The 25,931-nt window shown below is 67.5% G+C and carries 24 protein-coding genes and 1 tRNA gene; 8 read left to right on the forward strand and 17 right to left on the reverse strand.

Annotated elements, in window-relative coordinates:
• Positions 1–47 precede the first annotated feature (47 nt).
• From L8G49_RS06495 to yajC, 4 genes are read right to left on the reverse strand one after another with little or no spacing between them, the layout of a single operon-like run.
• A complete protein-coding gene (locus L8G49_RS06495) occupies positions 48–428 on the reverse strand; it encodes an Mth938-like domain-containing protein (protein ID WP_242183397.1) in 381 nt (126 codons plus the stop codon).
• The gene (gene secF / locus L8G49_RS06500; RefSeq protein WP_242139478.1) at positions 428–1,381 is read right to left on the reverse strand and encodes a protein translocase subunit SecF; all 954 of its coding nucleotides are present in this window, start codon (positions 1,379–1,381) and stop codon (positions 428–430) included. Before secF ends, L8G49_RS06495 begins: the two co-directional genes overlap by 1 nt.
• Positions 1,382–1,394: 13 nt before the next feature.
• Entirely contained in the window at positions 1,395–2,981 is a 1,587-nt protein-coding gene (secD, locus tag L8G49_RS06505; RefSeq protein ID WP_242183398.1) for a protein translocase subunit SecD, read from the reverse strand.
• A gap of 4 nt (positions 2,982–2,985) precedes the next feature.
• Positions 2,986–3,327, reverse strand: coding sequence for a preprotein translocase subunit YajC (gene yajC / locus L8G49_RS06510; RefSeq protein ID WP_242139480.1), 342 nt, complete (start codon positions 3,325–3,327; stop codon positions 2,986–2,988).
• A 139-nt stretch (positions 3,328–3,466) separates the two neighbouring features.
• Here yajC and L8G49_RS06515 point away from each other — a divergent pair, with 139 nt between their 5' ends.
• The 4 genes from L8G49_RS06515 (at position 3,467) to L8G49_RS06530 (ending at position 5,226) form a co-directional block, all read left to right on the forward strand.
• Positions 3,467–3,778 carry a putative quinol monooxygenase gene (locus tag L8G49_RS06515; RefSeq protein WP_242183399.1) on the forward strand — a complete coding sequence of 104 codons (312 nt, stop codon included), beginning with the start codon at positions 3,467–3,469 and terminating at the stop codon, positions 3,776–3,778.
• A gap of 54 nt (positions 3,779–3,832) precedes the next feature.
• Positions 3,833–4,555 carry a hypothetical protein gene (locus L8G49_RS06520; protein ID WP_242183400.1) on the forward strand — a complete coding sequence of 241 codons (723 nt, stop codon included), beginning with the start codon at positions 3,833–3,835 and terminating at the stop codon, positions 4,553–4,555.
• Between the two features lie 43 nt (positions 4,556–4,598).
• A tRNA-Pro gene (locus tag L8G49_RS06525) sits at positions 4,599–4,675 on the forward strand.
• Positions 4,676–4,863: 188 nt separating this feature from the next.
• Positions 4,864–5,226 carry a hypothetical protein gene (locus L8G49_RS06530; RefSeq protein ID WP_242183401.1) on the forward strand — a complete coding sequence of 121 codons (363 nt, stop codon included), beginning with the start codon at positions 4,864–4,866 and terminating at the stop codon, positions 5,224–5,226.
• An 11-nt stretch (positions 5,227–5,237) separates the two neighbouring features.
• On the opposite strand, the gene L8G49_RS06535 is transcribed toward L8G49_RS06530, so the two are convergent.
• Complete coding sequence (locus tag L8G49_RS06535; RefSeq protein WP_242183402.1) at positions 5,238–6,680, reverse strand: hypothetical protein; 1,443 nt, start codon at positions 6,678–6,680, stop codon at positions 5,238–5,240.
• A gap of 148 nt (positions 6,681–6,828) precedes the next feature.
• Between L8G49_RS06535 and L8G49_RS06540 the strand changes: the two genes are divergently transcribed.
• Positions 6,829–7,440 (forward strand): response regulator transcription factor, encoded by a 612-nt coding sequence (locus L8G49_RS06540; RefSeq protein WP_242183403.1) that lies wholly within the window; start codon positions 6,829–6,831, stop codon positions 7,438–7,440.
• 228 nt (positions 7,441–7,668) lie between these two features.
• On the opposite strand, the gene L8G49_RS06545 is transcribed toward L8G49_RS06540, so the two are convergent.
• Together L8G49_RS06545 and L8G49_RS06550 are read right to left on the reverse strand one after the other, a co-directional pair.
• Positions 7,669–8,391, reverse strand: coding sequence for a response regulator transcription factor (locus L8G49_RS06545; RefSeq protein ID WP_242183404.1), 723 nt, complete (start codon positions 8,389–8,391; stop codon positions 7,669–7,671).
• 4 nt (positions 8,392–8,395) lie between these two features.
• Positions 8,396–12,322 (reverse strand): PAS domain S-box protein, encoded by a 3,927-nt coding sequence (locus L8G49_RS06550; protein ID WP_242183405.1) that lies wholly within the window; start codon positions 12,320–12,322, stop codon positions 8,396–8,398.
• Positions 12,323–12,460: 138 nt separating this feature from the next.
• On the opposite strand from L8G49_RS06550, the gene L8G49_RS06555 reads away from it, so the two are divergent.
• From L8G49_RS06555 to L8G49_RS06565, 3 genes are all read left to right on the forward strand, one after another.
• Positions 12,461–13,000: an N-acetylmuramidase gene (locus tag L8G49_RS06555; protein WP_242183761.1), complete on the forward strand. Its 540-nt coding sequence runs from the start codon at positions 12,461–12,463 to the stop codon at positions 12,998–13,000.
• Between the two features lie 16 nt (positions 13,001–13,016).
• Positions 13,017–13,430, forward strand: coding sequence for a holin family protein (locus L8G49_RS06560; protein WP_242139488.1), 414 nt, complete (start codon positions 13,017–13,019; stop codon positions 13,428–13,430).
• A 90-nt stretch (positions 13,431–13,520) separates the two neighbouring features.
• Positions 13,521–15,434 (forward strand): S9 family peptidase, encoded by a 1,914-nt coding sequence (locus L8G49_RS06565; RefSeq protein ID WP_242183406.1) that lies wholly within the window; start codon positions 13,521–13,523, stop codon positions 15,432–15,434.
• A 96-nt stretch (positions 15,435–15,530) separates the two neighbouring features.
• On the opposite strand, the gene L8G49_RS06570 is transcribed toward L8G49_RS06565, so the two are convergent.
• From L8G49_RS06570 to L8G49_RS06615, 10 genes are all read right to left on the reverse strand, one after another.
• Positions 15,531–16,481 (reverse strand): cell wall hydrolase, encoded by a 951-nt coding sequence (locus tag L8G49_RS06570; RefSeq protein WP_242183407.1) that lies wholly within the window; start codon positions 16,479–16,481, stop codon positions 15,531–15,533.
• A 288-nt stretch (positions 16,482–16,769) separates the two neighbouring features.
• Positions 16,770–19,595 carry a pitrilysin family protein gene (locus L8G49_RS06575; protein ID WP_242183408.1) on the reverse strand — a complete coding sequence of 942 codons (2,826 nt, stop codon included), beginning with the start codon at positions 19,593–19,595 and terminating at the stop codon, positions 16,770–16,772.
• A 663-nt stretch (positions 19,596–20,258) separates the two neighbouring features.
• Positions 20,259–20,447: a hypothetical protein gene (locus L8G49_RS06580; protein WP_242139492.1), complete on the reverse strand. Its 189-nt coding sequence runs from the start codon at positions 20,445–20,447 to the stop codon at positions 20,259–20,261.
• A 15-nt stretch (positions 20,448–20,462) separates the two neighbouring features.
• Positions 20,463–21,608 (reverse strand): tRNA guanosine(34) transglycosylase Tgt, encoded by a 1,146-nt coding sequence (gene tgt / locus L8G49_RS06585; RefSeq protein WP_242183409.1) that lies wholly within the window; start codon positions 21,606–21,608, stop codon positions 20,463–20,465.
• Positions 21,609–21,736: 128 nt separating this feature from the next.
• Positions 21,737–22,417 (reverse strand): DUF1013 domain-containing protein, encoded by a 681-nt coding sequence (locus L8G49_RS06590; protein ID WP_242139494.1) that lies wholly within the window; start codon positions 22,415–22,417, stop codon positions 21,737–21,739.
• A gap of 114 nt (positions 22,418–22,531) precedes the next feature.
• Positions 22,532–22,849 carry a type II toxin-antitoxin system RelE/ParE family toxin gene (locus tag L8G49_RS06595; RefSeq protein WP_242183410.1) on the reverse strand — a complete coding sequence of 106 codons (318 nt, stop codon included), beginning with the start codon at positions 22,847–22,849 and terminating at the stop codon, positions 22,532–22,534.
• A gap of 1 nt (position 22,850) precedes the next feature.
• A complete protein-coding gene (locus tag L8G49_RS06600; protein ID WP_242183411.1) occupies positions 22,851–23,099 on the reverse strand; it encodes a type II toxin-antitoxin system ParD family antitoxin in 249 nt (82 codons plus the stop codon).
• Between the two features lie 59 nt (positions 23,100–23,158).
• Positions 23,159–24,196, reverse strand: a complete 1,038-nt coding sequence (locus L8G49_RS06605; protein ID WP_242183412.1) for a glycosyltransferase family 1 protein — start codon at positions 24,194–24,196, stop codon at positions 23,159–23,161.
• 5 nt (positions 24,197–24,201) lie between these two features.
• Complete coding sequence (locus L8G49_RS06610; RefSeq protein ID WP_242139498.1) at positions 24,202–25,104, reverse strand: UDP-2,3-diacylglucosamine diphosphatase; 903 nt, start codon at positions 25,102–25,104, stop codon at positions 24,202–24,204.
• 87 nt (positions 25,105–25,191) lie between these two features.
• Positions 25,192–25,803 (reverse strand): glutathione S-transferase family protein, encoded by a 612-nt coding sequence (locus L8G49_RS06615; RefSeq protein ID WP_242183413.1) that lies wholly within the window; start codon positions 25,801–25,803, stop codon positions 25,192–25,194.
• Positions 25,804–25,931 lie beyond the last annotated feature (128 nt).

Consider the following 25,931-nt stretch of genomic DNA (forward strand, 5'->3'; position numbering starts at 1 on the left):
CACGCAGGCGCGTATCCTGCAAACCAATAGCGCGGCGCGTCAGCCGATCAAAGCGGATAGAGTGCCCCGACCACCCAGCGGCCTTCTCCCCGCAGCACGGCCCAGGCACGGGCCGCCGCGCGGCTGTCCATCGCCTCGACGCCGATGCCGCGCGCCTCGAGCGCGCGGACGAAGGCGGGGGCGGGGCGGCGCATCGTCGCGCCGGTGCCGAGCAGCAGGAACTCGGGCCGCGGATCGCCCGTGAGCAGGTCGGCGAGCGACTCGGGCGACAGCGTGTCGAACGCCGGCGCATCCCATTCCTCGACGCTGTCGGGCGTGATGGTCAGCGCGCGATAGACGCCGCGGAACGCCCCCGCCTCGACCTTGTAGCCATTGGGCGAGAAGCCGGTGATCGCCGGCCCGCTGCCGCTCGCGCGGTCGATCTGCATCAGCGCGGCTTGACCGGCTTTGCAGGCGCGACCGGCTCGGCGATGCTCGGATCGGGGCGCAGACCGAGCGAGATCAGCAGCGACGACGACACGTAGATCGACGAATAGGTCCCGACGAAGATGCCGAGGATCATCGCCGCGGTGAAGCCGCGGAGCACCGGGCCACCGAAGATCAGCAGCGCGAACAGCGCGAGCAGGATCGTGACCGAGGTCATCACGGTACGCGGCAGTGTCTCGTTGACCGACAGATCGACGATCCCCGACATGTCCATCTTGCGATAGCGGCGCATGTTCTCGCGGATACGATCGTCGATGACGATCTTGTCGTTGATCGAATAGCCGATGATCGTCAGCACCGCGGCGACGATGTTGAGGTCGAACTCGAACCCGCTGAGCGCGAAGAAGCCGAGCGTCATCAGCACGTCGTGGACGATCGCGACGACGGTCGAGACGCCGAACTGCCATTCGAACCGGAATATCGCGAACAGGCCGATCCCGACGACCGCGAGCACGACCGCGAGGATACCCTTCCAGATCAGCTCGCCCGAGACCTTGCCGCTGACCGAATCCTGCCGCGAGAAGCGTGCGTCGGGGAAGGCGCGGGTCACGGCGACCTGAACCTGCTGGACGATGCGGTTGGCGGCGCCTTCGTCGGTGCTCCTGGGTGGGGGCAGCTTGATCGAGATGGTGTTGTCATTGCCGACGGTCTGGAGCCGGGCCTCGCCCAGCTCGAGCCGGTCGATCGTCGCGCGCAGCTTGTCGAGCGATGGCGGCGTTGCGAACTTCTCCTCGATCATCAGGCCGCCGACAAAGTCGACGCCGAGGTTGAGCCCGCGCGTGAACACCAGCGCGAGCGCGGCGATCGACAGCAGCAGGGTCAGCCCGAACGCCCATTTGCGCAGGGAGACGAAGGGGAGGTTGGTGTTGTCGGGAACGATTTTCAGCAGGCGCATGGTGTCTGGCCGATCAAATGTTGATTTCGGTCGGGCGGTTGCGGCGGATCCACAACACCACGAGCATCCGCGTGAACGTCACCGAGGTGAACACCGAGGTGGCGATACCGATCAGCAGCACGACCGCGAAGCCCTTCACCGGGCCCGAGCCGAGCAGCAGCATGATGACGCCCGAAATCGCGTGCGTCGCGTTCGCCTCAAAGATCGTGCGGCTGGCTTCCTTGTAGCCGAGCTCGACCGACTGGATCACGCTGCGGCCCCGCCGACGTTCCTCGCGGATGCGTTCGTTGATCAGCACGTTCGCGTCGACCGCGGTGCCGATCGTCAGCACGAAGCCGGCGATGCCCGGCAGCGTCAGCGTCCCGTTGATGACCGCCAGCACGCCCATGATGACCACCACGTTGATGATCACCGCATAGTCGGCATAGAAACCGAAGCGGCCGTAGGTGACCACCATGAACACGATCACCAGGATCACCGCGATGACCGAGGCGCGGATGCCCGCGTTGATCGATTCCTGCCCAAGGTCGGGACCGACGGTGCGCTCCTCGACGATCTTGAGCGAGATCGGGAGCTTGCCCGAGCTGAGTGCGATCGCGAGGTTGTTCGCCGATTCGACCGTGAACGACCCCTCGATATAGCCGGCACCACCGAGGATCGCGGTGTTGATCCGGGGGGCCGAGATGACCGCGTCATCGACGATCACCGCGAAGCGCTTGCCGGTGTTGGCCTGCGTGATCTCCGCGAACTTGCGGCCGCCGTCGGCATTGAAGCTGAAATCGACGATCGGGCTGTTGTCCTCGGGCTTGAACGCCTGCTTGGCGTTGAGCAACTGGTCGCCCGTTATGATCGCCTGGCGCTTGACCAGGATCTTCGCGCCGGGCCCGCCCTCGGGATAGGGCAGCGCCTGCGTGCCCGCGGGGATGATTCCGCCCGGAACATAGGGCTGGTCCGCGACCATCTTGAACTCGAGCTTGGCGGTCTTGCCGATCAGCTCGCGCAGCGCCTGCGGATCCTTCAGACCCGGGACCTGGACGACGATGCGGCTGGTACCCTGGCCGACGATCGTCGGTTCCTTGGTGCCGAGCTTGTCGATGCGGGTGCGCACGACGTCGGTCGCGGTCGCCATCGCTTCCTTGATCGCGGCGTTGATGCCCGCCTCGGTCGGGGTCATCACGATCCGCGACGAATCGACCACCTGCAGGTCCCAGTCGCGCTGGCCGGTGAAGCCGACGCCGCCGGTCAGCTTGTTGAGCCGCTCGCGCGCCGCATCGAGCTGGGTCACGTTGCGGAGCATGAAGCTCAGCTTGCCACCGTCGGTCGCGATGTCGCCGATCGGGATCGCGGGGCCGACCGCCATCTGCGAGACGATCTGCTCGCGCATCGCCTCGAGCCGGTTCTTGACCAGTTCGTTGGTGTTCGCCTCGAGCAGCAGATAGCTGCCCCCCGCCAGATCGAGCCCCTTGTTGACCCGGGGATGCGGGAACGCGCCCCAGCGGTCGGTGACCGACTCGGGCAGGAAGCTCGGGATCGCCAGCGCCATCAGCGCGGCGAGGAAAGCGAAGATCGAGATGACCTTCCAGCGGGGGAAATCGAGCATCGGATCAGTCGTTCGCGGGCTTGGAGCCGAGCGGCGTCACTTCGGCGAGGGTCGCCTTGACGACGCGGACGCGCGTGGTCGGCGCGATCTCGACCTCGACGAAGCGATCCTCGACCTTGGTCACCTTGCCGACGATGCCGCCTGCGGTGACGACCGAATCGCCCTTCTTGACCGCGTTGATCGCCGACGCCTGGTTGCGTGCGCGCAATTGCTGCGGGCGCAGGATCATGAAGTAGAAGGCAACGAAGACCAGCAACAGCGGGCCGAAGTTGACGAGCAGCGAAAGAAAGCCGTCAGGGCCGGTCGCGGCGCCTGTGGTCTGGGCAAATGCTGGGGTGGCGAACATGGGCTACCTTGGTAAAGCGGACCCGCCTGCACACAAGGGACATGCGGGATGGCGAGACGAAGACGTCCCGCTACAAGCGGCGCGCGCTATCATCTCAGGCGCGCCGGTGCAACGGATCATGACTTTTGGAGACACGAACATGACGATCCTCGTCCTCGGTCAAATCAAGACCGCCCCCGGCGATGCTGCCCGCATCACCGACCTGCTCGCCGCGCATGTCGCGCGGGTCAACGAAGAGGACGGCTGCGAATTCTACAGCTTCGCCTTCGACGTGGCGGACCCCGACATCATCCGCATTGCGGAACGCTGGGCCTCGCCCGAAGCGCTCGCGGCGCACGGCGCGGCAGAGCACAGCAAGGTGTTCGGCCGCGCGATCCGCGATCTCGGCGTGCGCGAGATGAGCGTCAAGGCGTGGGACGGAAGCTTCTGGCGGACCCTCAGCGGGGAGTAGATCGTTGCACCATCATCGGCTAGCGATGGTCGCCGAAGGATGATGGTCAAGCCTATGAAAAGACAGTCTGTTACCCGTCTGAAAGTTGCGCGTCTGGCGGCGGCGTCGACGATCGCCGCCTGCGTCGCGGCGGCGCCGCTTCCCGCGGCGCTGTCCCCCGCCGAGACGAGCCGCGAGACGCTGACACAGACGGCCTTCGTGGCGCAGGACAAGCCGACCGCGCTGCGGCAGATCGCCAATGTCGAGGTGGCAGCCGTCGCCACCCTGTCGCATTCGCCCGGTGACACCGAGGCACAACTGACCCGCGCGATGGCGACCAGCTACCGTGCCAAGCTGACCAACAGCCGGATCGACGCATTGTCGGCAAAGGGGCAGTTCGAGGCGATCACCCTCCACAATCCCCGCGATGCGGAAGCACAGGCGGCGCTGGGTGCTTGGCATATCAGCGCGGTCAAGTCGCTCGGCGGGATCGTGGCGCGCGGGGCGCTGGGCGCGCGCAAGGCCTCCGGGCTGGAAGCGCTCGATCGCGCGGTGGCGCTCGGCGGCCAGCGCGCGCTGTTCCCCGGGCTGGCCGCGCTGCTGCGCCTCGCGCTCGACCCGAAGGACCCGGTCGGCGCCAACCTCGCCGAAACCGCGGCGCACGGATCGACCCCGACCGCGCTCGACCGAATCCTCCAGCGCCGCGCCGCACAGCTGCTGGGACCGCTCAAGACCGGCGACGCACGCATGGTCCAGGCGCTTGCCAACCGACTATTACCGCTCGGGCAATTCAAGTGACTTGCATCCGCCGCAATCTCGGCCTAGACGCGCCTCCCTCGGTCGGGGCGTAGCGCAGCCTGGTAGCGCATCACACTGGGGGTGTGGGGGTCGCAGGTTCGAATCCTGTCGCCCCGACCAGAGATTTCCCCTCCCAGCGCAGTCTTCACTGCATCGGATCCGTCCGGCGCAACGCCAGGACGTGTGCCGCACGGGTCAGCATCCATTGCCGCCCGGCCGCAAACCGCGCTACAGCCCGGCGCGCATGGCGTTTGCTCCATGTGTTTGTTCGGAGAATACCCTTGCGTCGCCAAACTGCCCTTGTTTCGTTGGCCCTTGGCCTATCGTTCCTGCCCGCCGTCGCGCGCGCGCAGGCGACCGCCGATGCCGACGTGCGTTGCCTGCTGGTCAGCAACGTCTTCGCCGAGAAGGAAACCGAGCCCAAGAAGAAGCAGGTCGCGATCATCTCGGTGGCCTATTATCTCGGCCGGATCGACGCCAGGCTGTCGGCAACGCAGTTCCGTACCGCGATCCTGGCGGTCGGCAAAGAGCCGCTCGGCAAGGAAATCGCGCAGACGATGACCAATTGCGCACGCGGGCTGCAATCCAAGCAGATCTCCACCGCGGAGATGATGCAGGGAATCGCCAAGAGCCAGCAGGCCGCGGGCAGCGCCGCACCCGCCAAGAAGTAACGCTCGCCGTCCTAGACCATGCGCGCCGCGATGCTGCACAGCAGGATCGCGGCGAACGGCCCGACCGCCAAGGCGCGCCGCCAGCGCGGCACGGCCCAGGTCTCGCGCTGACCGAGCAACAGTGCTGCCGCGATCCCGGTCGCTGCCATCGTCCAGAAATGATAGCGCACTTCCGACGCCACGCTGAGCGGCAGATAGCTGAGCGCATATAGCAGGGCAGACCAGGCGAGGGCAGGGGCCAGCATCGGCGCCCCCGTCGTACGGTCGCCACCGGTGCCGAGCGACGGCCGCAGCACGACCAGCCCGAACGCGAGCGCGATCCAGCACGCCGGCCAACCCAGCGGCGTCGCCAGGCTGGCCGTGGCAAGCGTCGCGATCGTTGCCTGCACGCCATTGGGTTCGACCATATAGCCCCACCGATTCGGATCGGACGCCAGCGAAAGGCCGGGCAGGTCCGAATCGCGGACCCAGAACCGGACGTTGCGATCGAAGTGCGTCAGCCGGTGCAGGCCATAAGCGACAGGATGCTGCGCCAGGGCGGCGGCCCACCAGCCATAGGGCCCATGCCCCTGCATCAGCGGCGCGCGCAACGTCGCGAATCCGATGGCGCAGGGCGCTTCGCCCCACCACGCATAGCGATCCCACGAGATCGGCGAATAACAGTCGCGATTGATCGCCACCGGATTCGGGGCACCCGTCGGCGGGAACACGTCGGCATGGCTGAACCGGCCGATGCCCCCCAGGTCGTAGATCACCAGCGAGAGTTCGACGCCGCTGCGCTCCGCCCGTAGCGCGGCATTGGCGAGCGGCAGCGCGAGCACCAGCGGAACCGCTGCGAGCACGGAGGTTGCGGCAAGCCGCGGCAGTGTCCGCCGCCACGCCGCCGGGGCGAGCGCGACCAGCAGCGGCAGGCACGCCGGCACCGCATTGAACCGCAAGGTCGCCGCCGCCACCAGCAGCATCGCCGCAACCACCCGCAGCCATCGCGCGGCCAATTCCGCACGTGGCTCCGCACGTGGCGCCGATCCGCGTTCCGAACCGACCCCCGAATTGACCGACGACACCGCCAGCAACCCGGCGGCCATCAGCAGGGCACCCGCGAACAGACTGTCCTTGAGGATCGTCGCCACCAGCACGATCGCAATCGGGGACAGCGTCAGCAGGAGGATCGTGGCGGCCGCGCCGCGCCGTCCGCGCCGCATCGTGGCGAGGACCAGCAACAGGCTGCCGCCCCAATAGAGCAGGCTCTGCAGGATCAGCATCGGCGCTGGGCCGGCGGCGAAAAACCGCAGTTGCCGCCACAGCCAGTTCATCGCCGGCGGATGCCAGTCGTCATACCGGCCGGTCACCGCCTGGCCATATTGGCGGATCGCGTCCCAGGTCATGATTCCGGGCCAGAATGCCGCGATTTCAATGGCTAGGCCGAGGATCATCAGCAGGGCCGCGACCTGCATCGGAAGTGTAGCTCTTCGCATCATTTGGCGGTAGCATGACCGCCCCGTCGGTCGTCACGCAAGAATTGAGATGGATTGCATTTCTCTGCGCGAAGTTCGACTATGATTGGGATAGACCCGGGGGAGTATCGTTTTGACTCAGGCTATATTGATCGCAGACGACCATCCGATGTGTGCCGCGGCGCTCGGCATGGCGACCGAACAGGTCGCGCCCGGGGCAGAAGTGGTTCAAGTCGGCACGATTGCGGAAGCTGTCGCGGCTGCCGAGCAGCGCCGGTTTGATCTTGTCCTGCTCGACCTGATGCTTCCCGATGTGCAAGGGTTTGCTGGCCTGTTGATGTTGCGGCGGCTGCAGCCGCGCGCGACCATCGCCATCGTCAGCAGCACCGACGAGCCGGCGGTGATGCGCCGGGCCGCGCGCGAGGGGGCAAGCGGCTATATTCCCAACAGCGCGCCGATGAGCGGCATGGTCGCGTCGATCCGCACGTTGCTGGCCGGCGGGAACGCATTTCCGCCGGAAATGGCTACGCCCGAACCGGATGCCGTCATGACCCCGTCGCGGATCGGCGAATTGTCCCCCGCCCAGTTCCGGGTGCTGCGCGCCGCGGCGGATGGGAGCCAGAACAAGCAGATCGCCTATGAACTCGGCATCGCGGAAACGACCGTGAAGACCCATTTCGCGCAGATCTTCCGCAAGCTCGGGGTCACCAACCGGACCCAGGCGATCCTCGCGTTGCAGGCGCTCGACGTAGCCGCCTGACACCGCCCGGGGCGGCGCTGGTCCGGTCGACCACCGGGCTGCCGAGCGTTTGAGCCGGACCGGGGAGCATTCCCCCGGGGGTGCAAGGCGTCCTCGCGTGTCCGCTTGCGCTCTTGCGTCGGCAGCACGTGCGCCGGTTGGCGGGGTTTGGCCGTCGCGGCGAGAAGGCCGGTGTCCGACGGACGTCCGCAGACGCCGCTCGGGCCTAGGCGACACCCGGCGTCCGGGTCACCGAACGGCGAGCGAACGCGCCTCCTCGATCGCCGCCATCGTGCGGATGGCCAGCCCCTCCAGCGTGCCGCTCGTCCGGCACTCGCCGCGCTCGATCGCCAGGCAGGCCAGCGCCAGGTCGAGCGCGCCGACACCGTTGCAGGCGCCGCGCAGCGCATGCGCCTCGCGCTCGGCGCGGACGAAATTGCCTTCGCCCAGCGCGCCCGCGATCGCCTCGGTCCGTGCGCCGATGTCGCGCAGCATCATTTCGAGCAGGCGGTTCGCATCCGCGTCCCCGACCGCGCCGCGCAGGTCGGCAAGCCGGGCACAGTCGAGCAACGTATCGGGCGCGACGGTGGCTTCGGCGGTGGCGTGTGGGCGCGAGAGCAGCGCCGTGACCTTCTCGATCAGTTCCTCGGGCGCGAAGGGTTTGCGAACATAGGCATTCGCCCCCGCTTCCAGCGCCATCTTCACGTGCCATTCGCTCCGCCGCGCGGTCAGGATCAGGACGGGCAGGTCGCGGAACATCGCCGACGTGCGCATCTCGCCGAGGATGGCGAGTCCGGTCTTGCCGGGCAGGGCGCAGTCGAGAATGACGAGGTCGGGCCCGGTATCCCACAGGCTGTCCAGCGCCTCCTCGCCGTCCCGGACCGGCAGCACGACATGGCCAAGCGGCGTCAGCGTGCGTGCGACGATTGCGCAAACCAGTTCGTCGTCATCGACGATTACGATGCGCGCCATGTTTCTATCCTGCCAACTTTATGCGGTGCAACTGTGCGTGACCCGACTGCAGCGCCGCATCGCGCGCCGACCCGGCGGGCATGTCGAGCATGTCGTCGATCTTGCCGGCTACCGTCCCGAGTTCGCCCTGGCCGAAAAAGGCGGCAGTGCCCGCGACCTGATGCAGCGCATGGCGCAGCGCATCGATCGCGCCGGCATCGCAGGTTTCGAGCGCGATCGTCTGGTCGTACAGCGTGAACAGATTCTGCACGCGCGTGTCGAATTGCGCCTGCAGGTCCGCGTCCGCACTGGTCGCGGGGGCCGTGGCAATGGCGGGGGCACGGGTGCCGACCGCAAACCGCCGCACGATCTCGTCGAGCGCCGCCATCTGCACGGGCTTGGCGAGATGGCCCTGCATCCCCGCCGCCAGGCACGCTTCGACGTCGCTGGCATAGGCATTGGCGGTCAGCGCGACGATCGGCAGCGCTTCGGCGGACAGTCCATCGGCGCGGATTCGTCTGGTTGCTTCGATCCCGTCGAGTTCCGGCATTTGCATGTCCATCAATATCAGCGCGAAGGGCGTGCCCGCGGCGCGCGCGCGATCGACCATCGCGATCGCTTCCACGCCGGATCGGGCAATCGCCGGACGATAGCCGAGGCGGGTTAGCATAGCCTTAATCAGCGTCTGGTTGACGTCGTGGTCCTCGGCGACCAGCACGCGCGCGCCGGGCACCGCGGGGAGGACCGACGCGGGGCCGGGTTGCAGCACTGGCGGCACGGCCGCCGGGGCGTCGATCAGGGGCAGGCGCAGCGTCACCGTCGTCCCGATGCCGACCTGGCTGGTCAGCGAGATCGACCCGTCCATCAATTGCGCAAGCTGGTTCGAGATGGCGAGGCCGAGCCCGGTGCCGCCATGCCGCCGCGACGTGCTGGCATCCTCCTGGACGAATTCGTGGAAGATCGCGCCCTGTCGGTCCGCCGCGATGCCCACGCCGGTATCCGCGATCGCGACGACGATCATGTCATCGTCGCGTGCGACGCTCAGCCGGATCGATCCGTGCTCGGTGAACTTGGCGGCGTTGCCCAGCAGGTTGAGGACGATCTGCCGGAGCCGGAGCCCGTCTCCCAGCACCGCATCGGGCACGTCGTCGGCGACGTCGACGTCCAGTGCGAGCCCCGCGGTGGTCGTCAGCGGCATGACCAGCCGTGCGCAGCTGCGCGCCAGATGGCGCCAGTCGACGCGGTCATGCGCGAGCGTCACATGGCCAGCCTCGATCTTCGACAGATCCAGAATGTCGTTGAGCAGCCGCATCATCGCCTTGCCGGAATCGGCGATCATCTGCAGCTTCTGCCGCTGGTCCGCGCGCGGCTTGTCCGCCAGCAGCAATTCGGTGAAGCCGAGCACGCCGTTCATCGGGGTGCGGATCTCGTGGCTCATGTTGGCGAGGAAACTGGACTTGGCCTGCGCCGCGACCTCGGCGTGGCGGCGGGCGGAATCGAGCTCGACCTCGAGCCGCTTGCGCTCGGTAATGTCGCGGACCGACGAGATGATCTCGCTGGGTTCCCCGGTGACGGGATCGCGCACCAGTCCGCTGTTGGATTCGAGCCAGGTCCATGTCCCCGGCCGATCGATCCGTTCGATGCGATAGGCGACGACCCGCTGCTCGGTGATCCCGGCGCCGAGGTCGCGGTGCGTCCCAAACACCTTTTCGACGTCGTCGGGATGAAAGCCGCGCATCAGGTTGCGCCCGACGAGCTGTTCGGGCTTGAGACCGATCACGTCCACGACCGAAGGCGACACATACCGGCACACGCCATCGATGGTCATGCGGAACACCGCATCGGTGGCATTTTCCGCGAGCAGCTTCAGCTGCTCGGTGCGTTCGCGCAGGACCGATTCGGTGGCCTTTCGCTCGGTAATGTCGAGGTTGACGCCGATCAGGCCGACCTGTCGCCCCTCGTCGTCGAATTCGTTGGTCGTGATCGATTCGACCCAGCGGATCGATCCATCGGGGCGGCAGAAGCGGAATTCGGTGCGCAGCTCACGCGCGTGCACCACCGTATCGCGCCATTCCTCCCGGATCCGCGCGAGATCGTCGGGATGGATCGCCGGAACCCATCCAAAGCCGAACGCCTCGTCGGCGGTAAGCCCCGCGACGTCCAGCCAGGCGCGATTGGCGTAGGTGATCTCGCCTTGCGCATTGGTGCGGAAAATCCCCGCCGGCGACAGCGCGGCCAGCGTTTCGAACAGCCGCTTGCTCTCCGCCAGCGCGATCCGCGCGCGGCGTTGTTCGGTGATGTCGATGATCGCCCCGATGAAACCGGTGAGCTTGCCCTCGCTGTCGAACTCGCCGCTGTTGACGCTCTGCACCCACAGTTCGCCGCCGTCGCGATCGTAGAAGGCGAAGTCGCGGACCCGCACCATGCCAGGATGGAACGCATCGACGTTGGTCTCCCGCACATAGCCTTCGGGGTCGACCAGCGCCGCCTTCCAGCCATCACCGAGCGATTCCTCGACCGTCATGCCGACCTTGTCGGTCCAGGCGCTGTTGACGTAGGTCAGTGCGCCGGTGGGGGCGGCGCGGAAAATGCCGACCGGCGACGCTTCGGCAAGGCGCCGGAAACGCGCCTCGCTGTCCTCGAGCGCGCGCTGGGTCGCGACCGCAGCGGTGATGTCCCGGATCGTGCCGATCGTTCCCCCGAAGCTGCCGTCGGGTTCGGCGAGCCGGCGGAGCGTCACCTCGATGTGGCGGCATTCGCCGGTCGCGGTGAAGAAGCGTTGCTTCAGCGTCGCTTCCTCGATCTCGCCGGTCACGATGCGGGGATATTGGGTCACGGCATGGACCCGATCCTCCGGATGGAGCAGACGCGCGGTGCTCCAGCCGAGGCTTTCCTCGACCGAATAGCCGGTCAGCTTTTCCCAGGCGCGGTTGAGGAAGATCCAGCGCCCGTCGGCATCGGTGCGGAACACCGCTTCCTGCATTGCCGCGAGCAGCGTGTCCGAAAAGTCGCGGGCGTGCTTCAGCTCGGCCCGGGTGCGGTCCCGCGCGCTGAGCACCGAGGCGAATGGGAGGCCGCAGCCGAACGCCGCAGCGAGCAGAAACTGCAGGACATGGATCCGCGCGCTGAACGGCGCCTCGATCATCCACATCGGTCCGGAACCGCGGAGCGTCTCCGCCGTCGCGATGATCGAAACCAGCAAGATCGCCGCTGCCGTCCCCACGATGCCGAGGCGAAGGGCCACCACCACCATCATCGGCACGCTCAGAAACGCCAGGGGATAGCGCGTCTGACCGAACACGACGAACGCCAGCGCGGCATAGCCCAGCAGGATGGCGACGATCTCCGGGATCCGCGCGCGATCGACCTCGTGCCGGCGCGGCCAAGCATCGATCGCGATCATCGCGACCGGGGCGGTGATCAACATGCCGAGACCATCGGCGAAGAACCAGCTGAGCCATGCCCAGCCGTCGATCCACGGTCCGGTGGGAGCGAACCGCACGGCCGCCGCCAGCCCGGACGTCGCCGGGGCGAGGACCGCGCAGTAGATCACGAACCAGACGACATCGCCGAGACTGTGCATGTCCGGTCGGCCGCGTCGGGACATCAGCAGCCAGCATCCGAGCATGGCTTCCCCGACGTTGACCAGCGGCAGGTAAAACGTCGACCGTGACGGATCGAACGATGCCAGATTGGCAGCGGTGAACCCGATCAGAGCCGCCACGATCCATCCGGCCGAGCGGTGCCATCCACTGCGAAGGATCGCCGCGGCGAGCACGGCATTGGGCAACCAGAGCGCGGCGACGGTCCCGCCCGCGCGCGACAGGTTCAGGCCGACCCAGGCGAGCAGGAACACCGCGACTGCCATCGCGCAGCGCGCCGCTACCCAGCCAAGCCTGTCCGGCCACGGCATCGGCTGTTCCAGCGCATTTGGCGAAAGCGGAGCTGTCATCGTCCCTTGATGAAGGGTGTGGTTTAAAGCGGCGTTGATAGCAAATCCCCCGCGCGCTGTCGTGGCCCAATTGGCGTATGACCCGGGCTGTCCTACACGAACCATATCGGTTACATCGAGTCGCGACGGGAGGGTGCGCTGATGATCGAGAAACTGATCGAGGACGTGATCGAACGCGAAGGCGGCTATTCGGACGATCCCGCGGATGCAGGCGGGGAGACGCGCTTCGGCATCACCGCGGCCGTGGCACGGGCGCAGGGGTATCGGGGCGCGATGCGCGACCTGCCACTGGCCACCGCGCAGGCGATCTACCGCACGGTCTATTGGTCCGCCCCCCGTCTCGACGCGGTCGCGGAGCGCGCGCCGGACGTGGCTGCGATCCTGTTCGATACCGGCGTGAACATGGGGTTGGCGGTCGCGATCGGCTTCCTCCAGCGCGCGCTCAACGCGCTCAATCGCGGCGCGCGGGACTATCCCGACAGCGCGGTCGACGGACGGATCGGCCCGGCGACGCTCGCCGCGCTCGCCGGGTATCTCGCCCATCGCGGACCGGCGGGCGAAACGGTCCTGGCAAAGGCGATCGAGGCGTTGCGCGGCGAACGCTACGTCACGCTGGCGGAGCGGCGTCCGGCCGACGAGGCGTTTCTATACGGATGGTTGGCAAACCGCATCGGTTAACGACACGGAGAAGGAGATGGCTATGCTGGACGGTATCATCGGCCCGATCGCGGCGATCATCGACAAGATCATTCCCGATCCGAAAGCGCGCGACGACGCCAAGCTCAAGCTGCTCGCGTTGCAGGGCAGCCAGGACCTCGATCAGGTCAAGACGCAGATGGCGGCAATCCTCGCCGAAGCGCAATCGAGCGATCCCTGGACCAGCCGCGCGCGGCCGAGCTTCCTGTACGTCATGTACGCCTTGTTGCTGTGGGCGATCCCGATGGGGCTGATCGCGGCGGTGCAGCCGCAGATGGCCAAGGATATCGCGGCCGGGATGAACGCCTATCTCGCCGGCATTCCCGAGCCGCTCTACGCGCTCTTCGGGACGGGGTATCTCGGCTATACGGCGGCGCGATCCTGGGGGAAGGCGCGCGGCACGGACAAGTAACCCGCCGCGTCACCCCGGCCCGCGCCGGGGTGACGGATTGCGTCGCGACTTCAGTGTGCTATCCAACTCCATCACGCCTGGAGTTGCCCGATGCGCCCGATCTTCGCCTTGTTGCTTGCCACCACCGCCATGCCCGCACTCGCCGCACCGCCGACGATCCATGGCTATGGCAGCCTGGCGATTTCGGCGCAGGGTGACCGGGTCGCGACGGTCGACAGCACCGGGCCGGCGGCAAAGCCGATGATCACGATCCGCAGCGTGCGCGGCGGCAAGGTGCTGCGCAGCTTCGATCCGTGTCGCGGCGCCTGCGCGCTGTCGGGGCTGACCTTTGCGCCCGATGGCACGCTCGCATGGCTCGCGCGCGACCGGAGCGCGGGGACGGTGACGCTCGCGGTCGACGACGCCGGCAAGCCGCGCACCGTCGCGACGATCAAGGGCATCGCGCAGACTCCGCGCTTCGCTCCCGACGGCAAGCGGATCGCGCTGCTGGTGACGATCGGGGCCGCCAAGGAGGCTGGCGCGGCGCAGGCGGGCGTCCGCCAGATCGGCGAAATCGGCGAGAAGAGCGACGAGCAGCGGCTCGCGGTGTTCGACCTCGCGGGCGCGCCGGTGGCGGCGGACGCGGTCAAGCCGGTGTCGCCGGCGGATCGCTATATCTACGAATATGACTGGACGCCGGACGGGGCGGGGTTCGTGGTGACCTCGGCGCCCGGCAATGGCGACAACAATTGGTGGGTCGCGACGCTGGATGCGGTCGATGCGACGACGGGTGCGGTGCGCACGATCGCCAAGCCGACGACGCAGCTCAATTTCCCGCGCGTGTCGCCGGACGGCAAGACGGTCGCCTATATCGGCGGCTTGATGAGCGATTTCGGCTCGGTCGGCGGGGATGTCTGGACCGTGCCGTTCGCGGGCGGCACGCCGCAGAACATCACCCCGCGTGCGCGCCTGACGGTCACGTCGCTGGTTTGGACCGACCGGATGATCCGCGGGACGGCGCTCCGCGGTGACCAGGCCGGGTTGTTCACCGCATCGAGCGGCCAGGGCGACGGCTTCGGCTGGTCGCGCCCCGCCAGCCTCAGCGCGGGGGACGCCAAGGCCGCGTGGAGCACGAATGGGTTGACCGTCGCGACGGTCGCGCAGGATTTTACGCATGCACCCGCGATCTTTGCCGGGCCGGTGGCGGCGCCGGTGCAGATCACGCACGATAACGATGCGGTCCCCGCGACGATGACCGCGCGCTCGATCAGCTGGAAGAACGAGGGCTTCACCGCGCAGGGCTGGCTGCTCGCGCCGCTCGGGGCGGACCCGGCGAAGAAGGCACCGATGATCACGATCGTCCACGGCGGCCCGTCCGCCGCGAACACGCCCGGCTTCGGTGGCGGGTATGGCGATCTGCTATCCGCGGGCTATTACGTGTTCCTGCCCAATCCGCGCGGCAGCTACGGCCAGGGCGAGGCGTTCACCGCCGCCAACAAGCGCGATTTCGGCGGGGGTGATCTGCGCGACATCCTCACCGGGATCGACGCGGTGGAAAAGGTCGCGCCGGTCGACGACGCGCGGCTCGGCCTGACCGGGGGGAGCTATGGCGGGTTCATGGCGATGTGGGCGAACACCCAGACCAACCGCTTCAAGGCGATCGTCGCGGGGGCGGGGCTGTCCAACTGGGTCAGCTATTATGGCACCAACGGGATCGACCAGTGGATGCTACCGTTCTTCGGCAAGACGCTGTACCAGGACCGCAAGGCGTATGAGGACGTCTCGGCGGTCAATTTCATCGGCCGCGCGAAGACGCCGACGTTCATCTACGTCGGCGAGCGGGACATCGAGGTGCCGCCGACCCAGTCGATCGAATATTGGCACGGATTGAAGGACCAGGGCGTGCCGACGTCGCTGGTGATCTATCCCGAGGAAGGCCATGGCATCCGCGCACCGGCCAATGCCGCCGATGTGCGCAAGCGGTCCCTGGCGTGGTTCGACCGGTATCTGAAGGCGGGGCAGTAAGCGCCTGCCCGTCTCTCCCGGCGTAGCACGGGACCGCCGGGTCGGTCCGGCGGGCGCCTGTTGCCGTACGACCCCGGCCGGTGCCGGGGGTAACGGCTATTGCAGGGGTTTGCCCGAATCTTTCCATCTATCCAGGACTGCGGATGCGTCGGGCAGGGCGGGCGTCGGCTCCGGCGTCGTCACGGCGGTCGCGCGGTGGACCACGACCGTCGGGGCGGCGGTCGGTTGCGGCGGAGCAACCGGAACGACCGGCAGCGACGCATGCATCGGTCCGGGCACGGGTTCGCCACCCCGATACGACTGGTGGAATGCGGCGGGCGTTCCCCAATAGCCCTGCCAGCGATGGAAGAAGTGCCGCCCGATCACGGCCGTCATCACCAGGCTGCGGTTCCACTCGGGCGTGACCGCGAACGTATGATAATGCGTCGCCAGACCGACATCGCGGGAAACGAACCCGTCGAGCGCCGCCGCCGCCACGCCCACCGCGCGCGCCCAGGCCGCCTGGTCGGGCATCCCGCGCGCCATCGCGCCGTTGCACGCGAAACTGAACTGGCAATGCGCCTCGGCCGAACCCTGATAGACGACGCCGCAGACGGTCGCGGGAAAGGCGGGATGGCGGACACGGTTGAGGATCACCTGCGCGACCGCACGCTGCCCCGCGACCGGCTCACCACCCGCTTCGTAATAGACCGCGGCGGTGAGGCATTGCACCGCACGGCCGCGATCGCTCGCGCTGGCGTGCGCGGTGGAGAACGGGGCGGCGGGGTGGACCGATGCGTCCCGACCGAGCAGACGGGCGAGCAGGGGGAGCGCAGTCGCGCCCGTGTTCGCGGGTGTCGCGCCGTCCTCGGCGTAAAAATAGGCGGCGCCGGGGAAATGATCCTCGCGGTCGAAGCCGCTCGGCGCCGGGTCGGAGAACGCCGCCTTGCGCGCCTGGTCGACGATCGCGCGGACGGCGGGATACCCGCACAGAAGGAGCGCGAGGAGCAAGGCGGTGGCCGCGAGCGTGCGCGGCCGGGCGTGGCGCAGGGGGGAGGCGAAATGCATCGAAACCCGGGTAGCGCAACTGGGTTACCAGGTTGCTGACGTTCGGCTGTTCTGCCCGGGGCGCGCGGCGGGTGGATTGCTTCGCAGCGGGAGCCACATGCCCCGCCGCGTTCCTGCGCAGGCAGGAACCCAGGGTTCCGTAGAGCACCGGCCGATGCGTTCGCGACTCCTGGGCTCCTGCCTGCGCAGGAGCACGGGTGGCCGGAGCTCCGATCGCCATACCACCGCCGGATCCGCCCCCCGGTGCCCCCCGGGCCCAGCCCGGGGTGGCAGCGCGAGTGCCGGACCTCAGCGCAGTGCCGCGGTCTCCAGCTTGAGCGACCCCGCCGGGATCACCTCGACCTGCGGATAGGCCTTGCGCAGCGGAGCGAGGAAGTCCTTCGCGTCGCCCACCACGACGATGCTCGCCGCCGCCGGATCGAGCAGCGCGCCCGCCGCCGCCTGCACCGCCGCCGGGTCGACCGCCGCGACCTTCGACACATAGGCACCGAGCTCGCTCAGCGGCACGCCCTGCACGACATAGCCGCCGACCGTCCCGGCGATCCCGCCGGTCGTCTCGGTCGCGCGGCCGAAATTGCCGACCAGCACCGCCTTGCGCGTCTCGAGCTCGGCGGGCGTCACCGCTTCCGCGCCGAGCCGCTTCATCTCGGCGAGGATGATCGACACCGTCTCGGGTGCCGACGGGTTCTTGGTCGAGGTCCGCCCCGCGATCAGGCCGGGCTGCCGGCCGGCCTGCAACGAACTGCCCGCACCATAGGCGAGCCCGCGCTTGATGCGGATTTCCTGGTTCAGCCGCGACGAGAAGCCGCCGCCGAGGATCGTGTTCGCGACCGCAGTCGGATAGAAACGCGGGTCGTTGCGCGCCAGCCCCGGCCGCCCGACGACGACCCCGGCTTGCCCGGCGCCCGGCAGGTCTACCACCACCACGCGCGGCTTGGGATAGGCCGGCGCAGGCGCCGCCGCCGGGGCGGTCGCGGTTGCGCGCCAGTTGGCGAAGGCGGTCTCGGCGAGTTGCCGCGCCTTCGCGACGGTGACGTCGCCGACCATCACCAGCGTCGTCTGCGCGGGCGCCCAGGTCGCGGTATAGGCGCCACGCAGATCGCCTGCCGAAATCGCCTTGAGCGACGCGGGCGTCCCCTCCAGCGGATGCCCGTACGCGGTGTCGCCGAGCACGGTGCGCGACGCGACGAGCCCGGCGAGCTGGCTCGGGTTCTTGATCGCGACCTGCACGCCGTCGATCGCCTGCGTGCGCGCGCGTTCGATCTCATCGGGCTTGAACGCCGGATTGCGCGCGACGTCGGCGAGGATATCGAGCGCGGGCGCGGCCTGGTCCGCCTTGACCGTGATGTCGATGGTCGAGCCGTCCCAGCTCGCATCGCTCGAAATCGCGCCGCCGAGCGTCTCGATCTGCTGCGCGATGTCGGTCGCGCTGCGCGTCGCGGTGCCCTTGGTCAGCAGGTCGGCGGCGAGGCTGTTGACGCCGGGCAACCGCGCGGGATCGTTCGCGCCGCCCCCGCGCCCGACGAGCAGCGCGGTCAGCAGCGGCAGGTCGTGCTTCTCGACGACGACGATGCGCATCCCGTTCGACAGCGCGAATTCGACCGGCCTGGGGGTGGCAGCGGCGATGGTCGGACCGGCGGCGGGCGGCGCGATCCGCTCGGCGGCGCTGGCCGGCGTGACGATCTCGACGTCGGGCGGGGTGACGAGCTGTTGCGCGACCACGCTCGGCGCAACCGCGATCGTGTCGCCCTTGCTGCCGTTGGCACTTTCGGCGGGGAGATAGCGGATCGTCGCGGAACGATCGTCCTGCAGATACTTGCGCGCGACCCGCTGCACGTCGGCGGCGGTGACTCGGCCGATCTCGGCGAGCTGCCGGTCGGCGGCGTGCGGGTCGCCGTCGATGATCGTCGCCTGCGCGATCGTGCGGCCCTTGCCCTCGGCAGTCTCGCGGCCGAGCAGTTCGGCGGTGACGATCTGGTTCTTCGCCTTGGCGAGCTCGGCCGGGCTGGCCACGGTGTCGCGCATCCGTGCGATCTCGCGGTGGAGTGCCGCCTCGCCGGTCGCGACGTCCTTGCCGCTCGCCATGATCGCGATGACGGCCAGGTTGCCCGGGCCCTGCTTGACGTCGAGGTAGGTCTGCGCCGACTGGGCGAGCTGGTCGCGATAGACCAGGCTCTGGTACAGCCGCGAGCTCTCGCCCTGCGACAGGATCGTGTTGAGCACCGCGAGCGGGGCGCTGTCGAAGTCGCGATCGGCGGGGATCGGGTAGCTGATCAGGACCGCGGGAAGCGGGGTGTTGGCTTCATAGACGGTGCGGCTGATGGCTTGGGTGCGCGGTGGCTCGGTCGTGGTGACACGCGGGATCGGGCGGGCTGGGCGTTTGATCTTCGCGAAATACTGGTCGACCCACTGGTTGAGTTGCGCTGGGTCGAAATTGCCTGAGACGACCAGCACCGCATTGTCGGGCCGGTAGAAGGTCGCATGGAACGCGCGCACGTCGTCGATCTGCGCGCTGTCGAGATTGTCGATGCTGCCGATCGTCCCGCGCGCGTAGGGGTGGCGCGTGTAGCTGATCGCCGGGAAATACAGCGAGAACAGCTTGCCGTACGGGCGCGCGTTGGTGTTCTGGCGGAGTTCCTCCTTCACCACGTCGCGTTCGGAGGCGAAGCTCTTGGGCTCAACGACCAGGCTCGCCATGCGGTCGGCTTCGGCGAAAAGCAGGCGGCGGAGATGGTTGGCGGGGATCGTCTCGTGATATTCGGTGTAGTCGTCGTTGGTGGACGCGTTGTTGTTGCCGCCGACGTCCTCGGTCAGCCGGTCCATCTGTTCGGACACGAGGTTGCGCGTCGCCTTGAACATCAGATGTTCGAACATGTGCGCGAAGCCCGAGCGGCCGGCGGGATCGTCCTTCGAGCCGACATCATACCACATCTGGACCGACACGTTGGGCGTGCTGGTGTCGCGGATCGCATAGACGCGCAGGCCGTTGGCGAGCGTGCGTTCGGTAAAGGCGATCGGCTTGACCGCGGGGGCGGGGGCGGTTGGTTGCGCCTGCGCGAGCGTCGCGGGCAGCAGGGCGGCGCCCAGCAGGAGGGCGGCACGGGACAGACGCATACGGGGAAACTCCGGCGAGCAGATCGATGCGCCACTGTGTTGCCGGGGGGTGCCGTGTGTCAATCGCGCGGGCGCGCGTCGCGTCTCCGTCTCCCGCTTCCCCGGCGAAGGCCGGGGCCCAGTAGCGGAGGTTTTTGTAACGGGCACAGCGCCTGACACCTCATTTCTCACTCCTGGGCCCCGGCCTTCGCCGGGGAAGCAAGATAAGGAAGCGGCAATGGGCGTTGTTGCCTGGAGATGGCGTGCATCGATCGTAGGGAGGGTATCCAGCGATACGGCTGCGCCTTTAGCGCCTTCTCCGTACGACCCCTTCCCCGGCGAAGGCCGGGGCCCAGTAGCGGAGGTTTTTGTAACGGGCACAGCGCCTGACACCTCATGTCTCACTACTGGGCCCCGGCCTTCGCCGGGGAAGCAAGATAAGGAAGGGGCAATGCGCGTTGTTGTCTGGGGATGGCGCGCATCAGTCGTACGGAGGGTATCCAGCGATACGGCCGCGCCTTAAGCGCCTTCTCCGTACTACCCCTTCCCCGGCGAAGGCCGGGGCCCAGTAGCGGAGGTTTTTGTAACGGGCACAGCGCCTGACACCTCGTGTCTCACTACTGGGCCCCGGCCTTCGCCGGGGAAGCGGTGTACTGAAAAGCGATCGTTACGCCACCGCTCGTATCAGGGCTTGCTGCGATCCCGGTTGGTGTACATCAGCACCGCCGCCAGCGCGGCTGAGCCGACTCCCACGCCGATCGCGATCGGCACGAGCGGCCAATTGTCGCGGGCCGCGCCTTTGGCGGCCTCGGCGGCGTCGCGGACTCGTTTGTGGTCGCGGGCTGCTGCTTCGATTTCGTTGATTTCAGCCATGATTCCCTCTCGACTTTACGTCTGCGCGTTCCCCGCCTTGTACGCCTGTCGGAACGCATCGGCGAAATGTTTAAGACGCTGCTCCGCTATCGCCGCGCGAAGGTCCGCCATCAACCCCTGATAGAACCACAGATTATGTTCCGTCATCAGCATCGCGCCGAGGATCTCCTGCGAGCGGACGAGATGATGGATGTACGCTCGCGACCACGTCCCGCACACCGGGCAACCGCAGACGGGGTCGAGCGGCCCCTGATCCTCGGCGAACTTGGCGTTGCGCAGGTTGATCGGGCCCTGCCGCGTAAAGGCCTGGCCGGTGCGCCCGGAGCGCGTCGGCATCACGCAATCGAACATGTCGATCCCGCGCTCGACCGCGCCGACGATGTCGTCGGGCTTACCGACGCCCATCAGGTAGCGCGGCTTGTCGGCGGGCAACTGGTCGGGCGCGAAATCGAGGCAGCCGAACATCGCTTCCTGTCCTTCGCCGACCGCGAGCCCGCCGACCGCATAGCCGTCGAACCCGATGTCGATCAGCGCGCCCGCGCTGTCGGCGCGGAGCGTCTGGTCGAGCGCGCCTTGCTGAATGCCGAAGATCGCGGCACCCTCGGCATGGGCGCCGCCGCCATCGAACGCATCGCGCGACCGCTTCGCCCAGCGCATCGAGCGCGCCATCGCGGCGGCCTGGACTTCGGGGGTCGAGGTGGTGGGGACGAGCTCGTCGAACGCCATGACGATGTCCGACCCGAGCAGGCGCTGGATCTCGATCGAGCGTTCGGGGCTCAATGTGTGGCGCGTGCCGTCGAGGTGCGACTTGAAGGTCACGCCATTCTCGTCGCGCTTGGTGAGGTCGCTGAGGCTCATCACCTGATAGCCGCCGCTGTCGGTGAGGATCGGGCGGTCCCAGCCCATGAAGTCGTGCAAGCCCCCGAGCCGCGCGACGCGTTCCGCGCCGGGGCGGAGCATCAGGTGATAGGTGTTGCCGAGGATGATGTCCGCGCCCGCCGCACGGACGTCGGCGGGCTTGACCGCCTTGACGGTCGCGGCGGTGCCGACTGGCATGAAGGCGGGGGTGCGGATCGTGCCGCGGCGCATCGCGATTTCGCCGGTGCGCGCCTTGCCGTCGGTCGCGGCGATGGTGAAGGCGAAACGGGGTCGGTCTGTCATGTCTTGCTCCCCTCCCTGGAAGGGAGGGGCTGGGGGTGGGTCGGTTCGTTGTCGAACGCGGCACCCGCCCCATACCAACCCACCCCCGGCCCCTCCCTTGGGAGGGAGGGGAGGGCGTCAGTCCTGGTTCAGCGCTTGAACAGCGTCTCGGCGGTCGGCTCGGCGCGGGTCGGGACTTCGCCGTGCTCGGCGGCCTCCGTATCGCGCGCGAGCTGGTCGCGGTTGGCGCGGAGTTCGGAGATGAGCGCTTCGCGATCCCCCTCCAGCCGCGTGTCGACCGGCGCCTCGATCCCGGCGGCCTTGGCGGCTTTGCCGACGGCGGCGTCGAGCTCGCGCTGCGTCGTCAGGCCGAGCGTGACCGGATCCTTCGGGGTGATGTTGGCGATGTTCCAGTGGCTGCGGTCGCGGATCGCCGCGATCGTCGTGCGGGTCGTGCCGATCAGCGCGCTGATCGCACCGTCGGTGATCTCCGGATGGTTGCGGATGATCCACGAAATACCGTCGGGCTTGTCCGACCGCTTCGACACCGGCGTGTAGCGCGGGCCCTTCGTACGGCGGACCTGCTCGGGCCCTTTAAGGATCTGCAGCCGGTAATCGGCATTGGCCTGGCCCTTGTCGATCTCGGCCTGGGTCAGTTCGTGCGCGCGGATCGGGTCGCGGCCGGTCAGCTTGGTCGCGGCGGTATCGTCCGCAATTGCCTGGATTTCGAGAATGTGGAGACCGCAGAAATCCGCGATCTGCTCGAAACTGAGCGCGGTATTGTCGACGAGCCACGATGCGGTGGCATGGGGCATGAGCGGCTGGGCCATGCGGCGAACTCCTTCAGAAACGGAAAGGGCCGCCCCTTTCGGAGCGGCCACTTGTGCTGACGTTGCATGTACGCCGGTTGCGCGGGAGTGGCAAGCGCGGTTGCGGGGTACGAATCAATGCGGCGGGGGAGTGTTTGTGAAGTAGCTTTCGATATGGCGTTCAGCTTTGAGAACTGTCACGATCTGCAACGTGTTCGCTTCGTACCGGAAGAAAATGATATAACCGCGGTGTACGACGCTGCGGACATCTTCATGGAGTTCCGGGCGCGCACTTCCCAAATGTCCCGGCAATGCCGCGAGTTTGCGGCATCGATCCCGAATATTGTCGATGAACCGTCGCGCCAGGGCGCGGTCACCTGTTTCCTGAGCGATGTAAACGGCGATATCTCGCAGGGCGGCCTGCGCCTCCAACAGATAAATCAGCCGTCGCACATCAAGCGCGCCGCCGTGCTTCCCATGCCTCCAACGCTTCGTCCACCGAGTCACCGATCTCGTCGTCCGAATACGAGCCGCCCCGAGCAATCGAAGCCTGGATCGTCTCGCGCAAGGCCTTCACGTTCTGCTCCCGCTCCTCGACCAACCGAAGCCCCTCGCGCATGACCGCGTCGGGCGAGGCGTAGCGCCCTTCCGCGACGATCGATTCGATGAACGATTCCCAACGCGGGCCAATCGATACGTTCACGTGTCTTCCTTCCCGCTGGTATCAGCGCCGGGAGAATTTACGCCATCGCGGGTTTCGCCTCAAGCCGCGATCGCCTCGGGGTGGTTGACCGGGACCAGCGCGCCGAGGAACTGCCGCGCGCTCGCCGCCCAGGTGAAGCTCTGGCCGTAGGCAGCGCAATCGGCCCGGCTCAGGGTCAGCGCCCTGGCGATCGCGACGTCGAGGTCGCCGTCCATTGCACCGACCGCGGGCTTGAGCACGTCGATCGGCCCGGTCACCGGATAGGCGGCGATCGGCACGCCGCACGCCATCGCCTCGATCATCACCAGCCCGAAGGTGTCGGTCTTGCTCGGGAAGACGAACACGTCGGCGGCAGCATAAGCGGCGGCAAGGTCGTGCCCGAAGCGCGGGCCGAGGAAATGCGCGTCCGGATATTTCGCGGCCAGGCTCCCGCGCGCCGGCCCGTCGCCGACGATCACCTTCACGCCCGGATGCGCGGCGGTGAGGAACGCCTCGATGTTCTTCTCGACCGCGACGCGCCCGACATACAGCTGGACCGGACCCCGGCCGCCTTCGGCCAGCGCGCGGATCGCGGGATCGGGCACGATGTCGCTGCCGAAGGTCGAAAGATCGACCCCGCGGCCCCAGTGCCGCACGCGCGTCAGGTCATGCGCCTTGAGCGTCGCGGCGATCGACGGGGTGGACGCGAGGATCGATTGCGCGGGCCAGTGGAACCAGCGGATGTAGCGCCACACCCATTCGGGATTCACCCCCGTGCGCGCCGAGACGTAATCGGGAAACTGCGTGTGATAGGCGGTGGTGAACGGAAACCCGCGCGACAGGCACCAACGCCGCGCGGCGAGGCAGACGGGCCCCTCGGTCGCGAGATGGATCGCATTGGGCGCGAACTCGGCAAGCATCCTGCCGACCGCGGCGGTGCGCGCGAAGGCAAGGCGGATCTCGGGATAGGTCGGGCAAGGCATCGAATAGAACAGGTCGGGCGAGACGATCAGGACTTCGTGCCCCTGCTTGACGAGCTCGGCGCGGACCGCCTGCAGGGTGCGGACCACGCCGTTCACCTGCGGGCTCCAGGCGTCGGTGACGATGGCGATCCGCACGGGCGTCAGGCCGCCAGCTGCGCGATCTTCGCAGTGGGGCGGGCCTTCTCCCGTGCAGCAATCTCGTCCGCCCAATGCAGCAATTCCATGCGGCCGTCGAAATGTTCGACCAAGGCGGTGCAGCCTTCCACCCAGTCGCCATCGTTATAATAAGCGATTCCGTTGATATCGCGAAATTCGGCGGTGTGGATGTGACCGCAGACGACCCCATCGACCCCGCGCGACCCCGCCGCCTGCGCGATCACTTCCTCATAATTCGAAATGAACTCGACCGCGTTTTTCACTTTCGCCTTCGCATGCTTGGAGAGTGACCAATAGGGCATGTTGAAGTAGCGTCGATACGCATTGACCCAGCGGTTGAGCGCCATCAGCACGTTGTAGGCGACGTCCCCGACATGCGCCAGCCAGCGGTGTGCGAGCGTGATCGCGTCGAACTCGTCGCCGTGGAGGACCAGCAGGCGGCGGCCATCGGCGGTTTCGTGGATCGCCTTGCGCCGGATCGCCACGCCGCCGAAGTCGAGACCGGTGAACTGGCGCATCACCTCGTCGTGGTTGCCGGGGATATAGATCACCTCGGTCCCGCGCTTGGCGCGCTTGAGCAGGCGCCACACCACGTCGTTGTGCGCGGCGGGCCAGTAGAATTTCTTTTTGAGGCGCCACCCGTCGATGATGTCGCCGACCAGATACATCCGCTCGCTGTCGACGTGGTCGAGGAAGTCGATCAGCATCTCGGCGTTGCAGCCCCGCGTGCCGAGATGAATGTCGGAGATCCAGATCGTGCGATACTTGCGGCGCTCGTCGATCGGGCGTTCGGGAATCGCGGGGTGCGAATTGGCGAAATCGGCGAAGTCGGCGATCGTTCCGTGCCCGGCCAGACCATCGAGGGCGATCTTCGTAACTGCGTCCATCGTTTGGCGTCCCGGAAAAGCCTCTGGATGACCTCGGTCTATGACAAGCTATTGTTACAATCGCAGGTGTCGGCCTTCATGCAATTGTCACATGGCAATGTGCCGCGGCTGTCCCGCAACGCGTGCGAGCCAGTCCGATACTGCCGGATAGGACTCCAGCCGGAACCCCCCGTCGGCGGCGACATGGGTATAGGCAAAAAGCGCGATATCGGCGAGCGTGAAGCGTCCCGCCACGAAGAACGGGGTCCGCGCGAGATGCGCGTCCATCAGCGCCAGAGCCGCCGCGCCCGCCGCGCGCTTCCCGGGCAGTTGGGCGCGCTGCAGGTCGTCCAGTCCCGCTTCGCCGATCGTCGTCATCCAGAAGCGGAGCGTCGCGATATTGGGCTCTTGGCTATATTGCTCCCAGAACATCCAGTGGAGCATGTCGGCGCGATCGAACCGGTCGTGCGGGATCAGTGGTGTCCCGTCCGCAAGGTAGAGGCAGGCGGCCGCGCTTTCGGGCAGGAAGTCGTCGCCGACCTGGAGCACCGGGATCCGTCCGTTGGCATTGATCCGCTCGAGGAAGGCAGGGGTCCGCGTATCGCCCGCGACAATGTCATATTCGCGGCGTTCGAGCGGGATGCCGACATGCGCCGCGGTCAGGCGAATCTTGTAGCAATTGCCGGACGCGGCATATTCATGCAGGATCAGATCAGACATGCGGTGCTCCCCCCGGAGAATGGTGAGGAGAGTTTAGTCCAAATTTCCCGAAACGTCACTCCACGAGGCACGTTCTGGGGAGGGCATAACCTTGGCGAAAGCCGATCTGTTCTCCCGCGAAAGCGGGA

It is taken from the genome of Sphingomonas sp. CARO-RG-8B-R24-01, from assembly GCF_022662295.1.
Lineage (GTDB): Bacteria > Pseudomonadota > Alphaproteobacteria > Sphingomonadales > Sphingomonadaceae > Sphingomonas.

Bases quoted from the DNA above. Each gene is read 5' to 3' on its own strand.
- L8G49_RS06545 (WP_242183404.1), bottom strand. From the start codon at position 8,391: ATGGCGCGCATCGTAATCGTCGATGACGACGAACTGGTTTGCGCAATC.
- L8G49_RS06580 (WP_242139492.1), bottom strand. From the start codon at position 20,447: ATGGCTGAAATCAACGAAATCGAAGCAGCAGCCCGCGACCACAAACGA.
- L8G49_RS06615 (WP_242183413.1), bottom strand. From the start codon at position 25,803: ATGTCTGATCTGATCCTGCATGAATATGCCGCGTCCGGCAATTGCTAC.
- L8G49_RS06535 (WP_242183402.1), bottom strand. From the start codon at position 6,680: ATGCAGGTCGCGGCCCTGCTGATGATCCTCGGCCTAGCCATTGAAATC.
- L8G49_RS06560 (WP_242139488.1), top strand. From the start codon at position 13,017: ATGGCTATGCTGGACGGTATCATCGGCCCGATCGCGGCGATCATCGAC.
- L8G49_RS06520 (WP_242183400.1), top strand. From the start codon at position 3,833: ATGAAAAGACAGTCTGTTACCCGTCTGAAAGTTGCGCGTCTGGCGGCG.
- L8G49_RS06550 (WP_242183405.1), bottom strand. From the start codon at position 12,322: ATGACAGCTCCGCTTTCGCCAAATGCGCTGGAACAGCCGATGCCGTGG.
- yajC (WP_242139480.1), bottom strand. From the start codon at position 3,327: ATGTTCGCCACCCCAGCATTTGCCCAGACCACAGGCGCCGCGACCGGC.
- secD (WP_242183398.1), bottom strand. From the start codon at position 2,981: ATGCTCGATTTCCCCCGCTGGAAGGTCATCTCGATCTTCGCTTTCCTC.
- L8G49_RS06570 (WP_242183407.1), bottom strand. From the start codon at position 16,481: ATGCATTTCGCCTCCCCCCTGCGCCACGCCCGGCCGCGCACGCTCGCG.
- L8G49_RS06515 (WP_242183399.1), top strand. From the start codon at position 3,467: ATGACGATCCTCGTCCTCGGTCAAATCAAGACCGCCCCCGGCGATGCT.
- L8G49_RS06610 (WP_242139498.1), bottom strand. From the start codon at position 25,104: ATGGACGCAGTTACGAAGATCGCCCTCGATGGTCTGGCCGGGCACGGA.
- L8G49_RS06495 (WP_242183397.1), bottom strand. From the start codon at position 428: ATGCAGATCGACCGCGCGAGCGGCAGCGGGCCGGCGATCACCGGCTTC.
- L8G49_RS06565 (WP_242183406.1), top strand. From the start codon at position 13,521: ATGCGCCCGATCTTCGCCTTGTTGCTTGCCACCACCGCCATGCCCGCA.
- secF (WP_242139478.1), bottom strand. From the start codon at position 1,381: ATGCGCCTGCTGAAAATCGTTCCCGACAACACCAACCTCCCCTTCGTC.
- L8G49_RS06575 (WP_242183408.1), bottom strand. From the start codon at position 19,595: ATGCGTCTGTCCCGTGCCGCCCTCCTGCTGGGCGCCGCCCTGCTGCCC.
- L8G49_RS06590 (WP_242139494.1), bottom strand. From the start codon at position 22,417: ATGGCCCAGCCGCTCATGCCCCATGCCACCGCATCGTGGCTCGTCGAC.
- tgt (WP_242183409.1), bottom strand. From the start codon at position 21,608: ATGACAGACCGACCCCGTTTCGCCTTCACCATCGCCGCGACCGACGGC.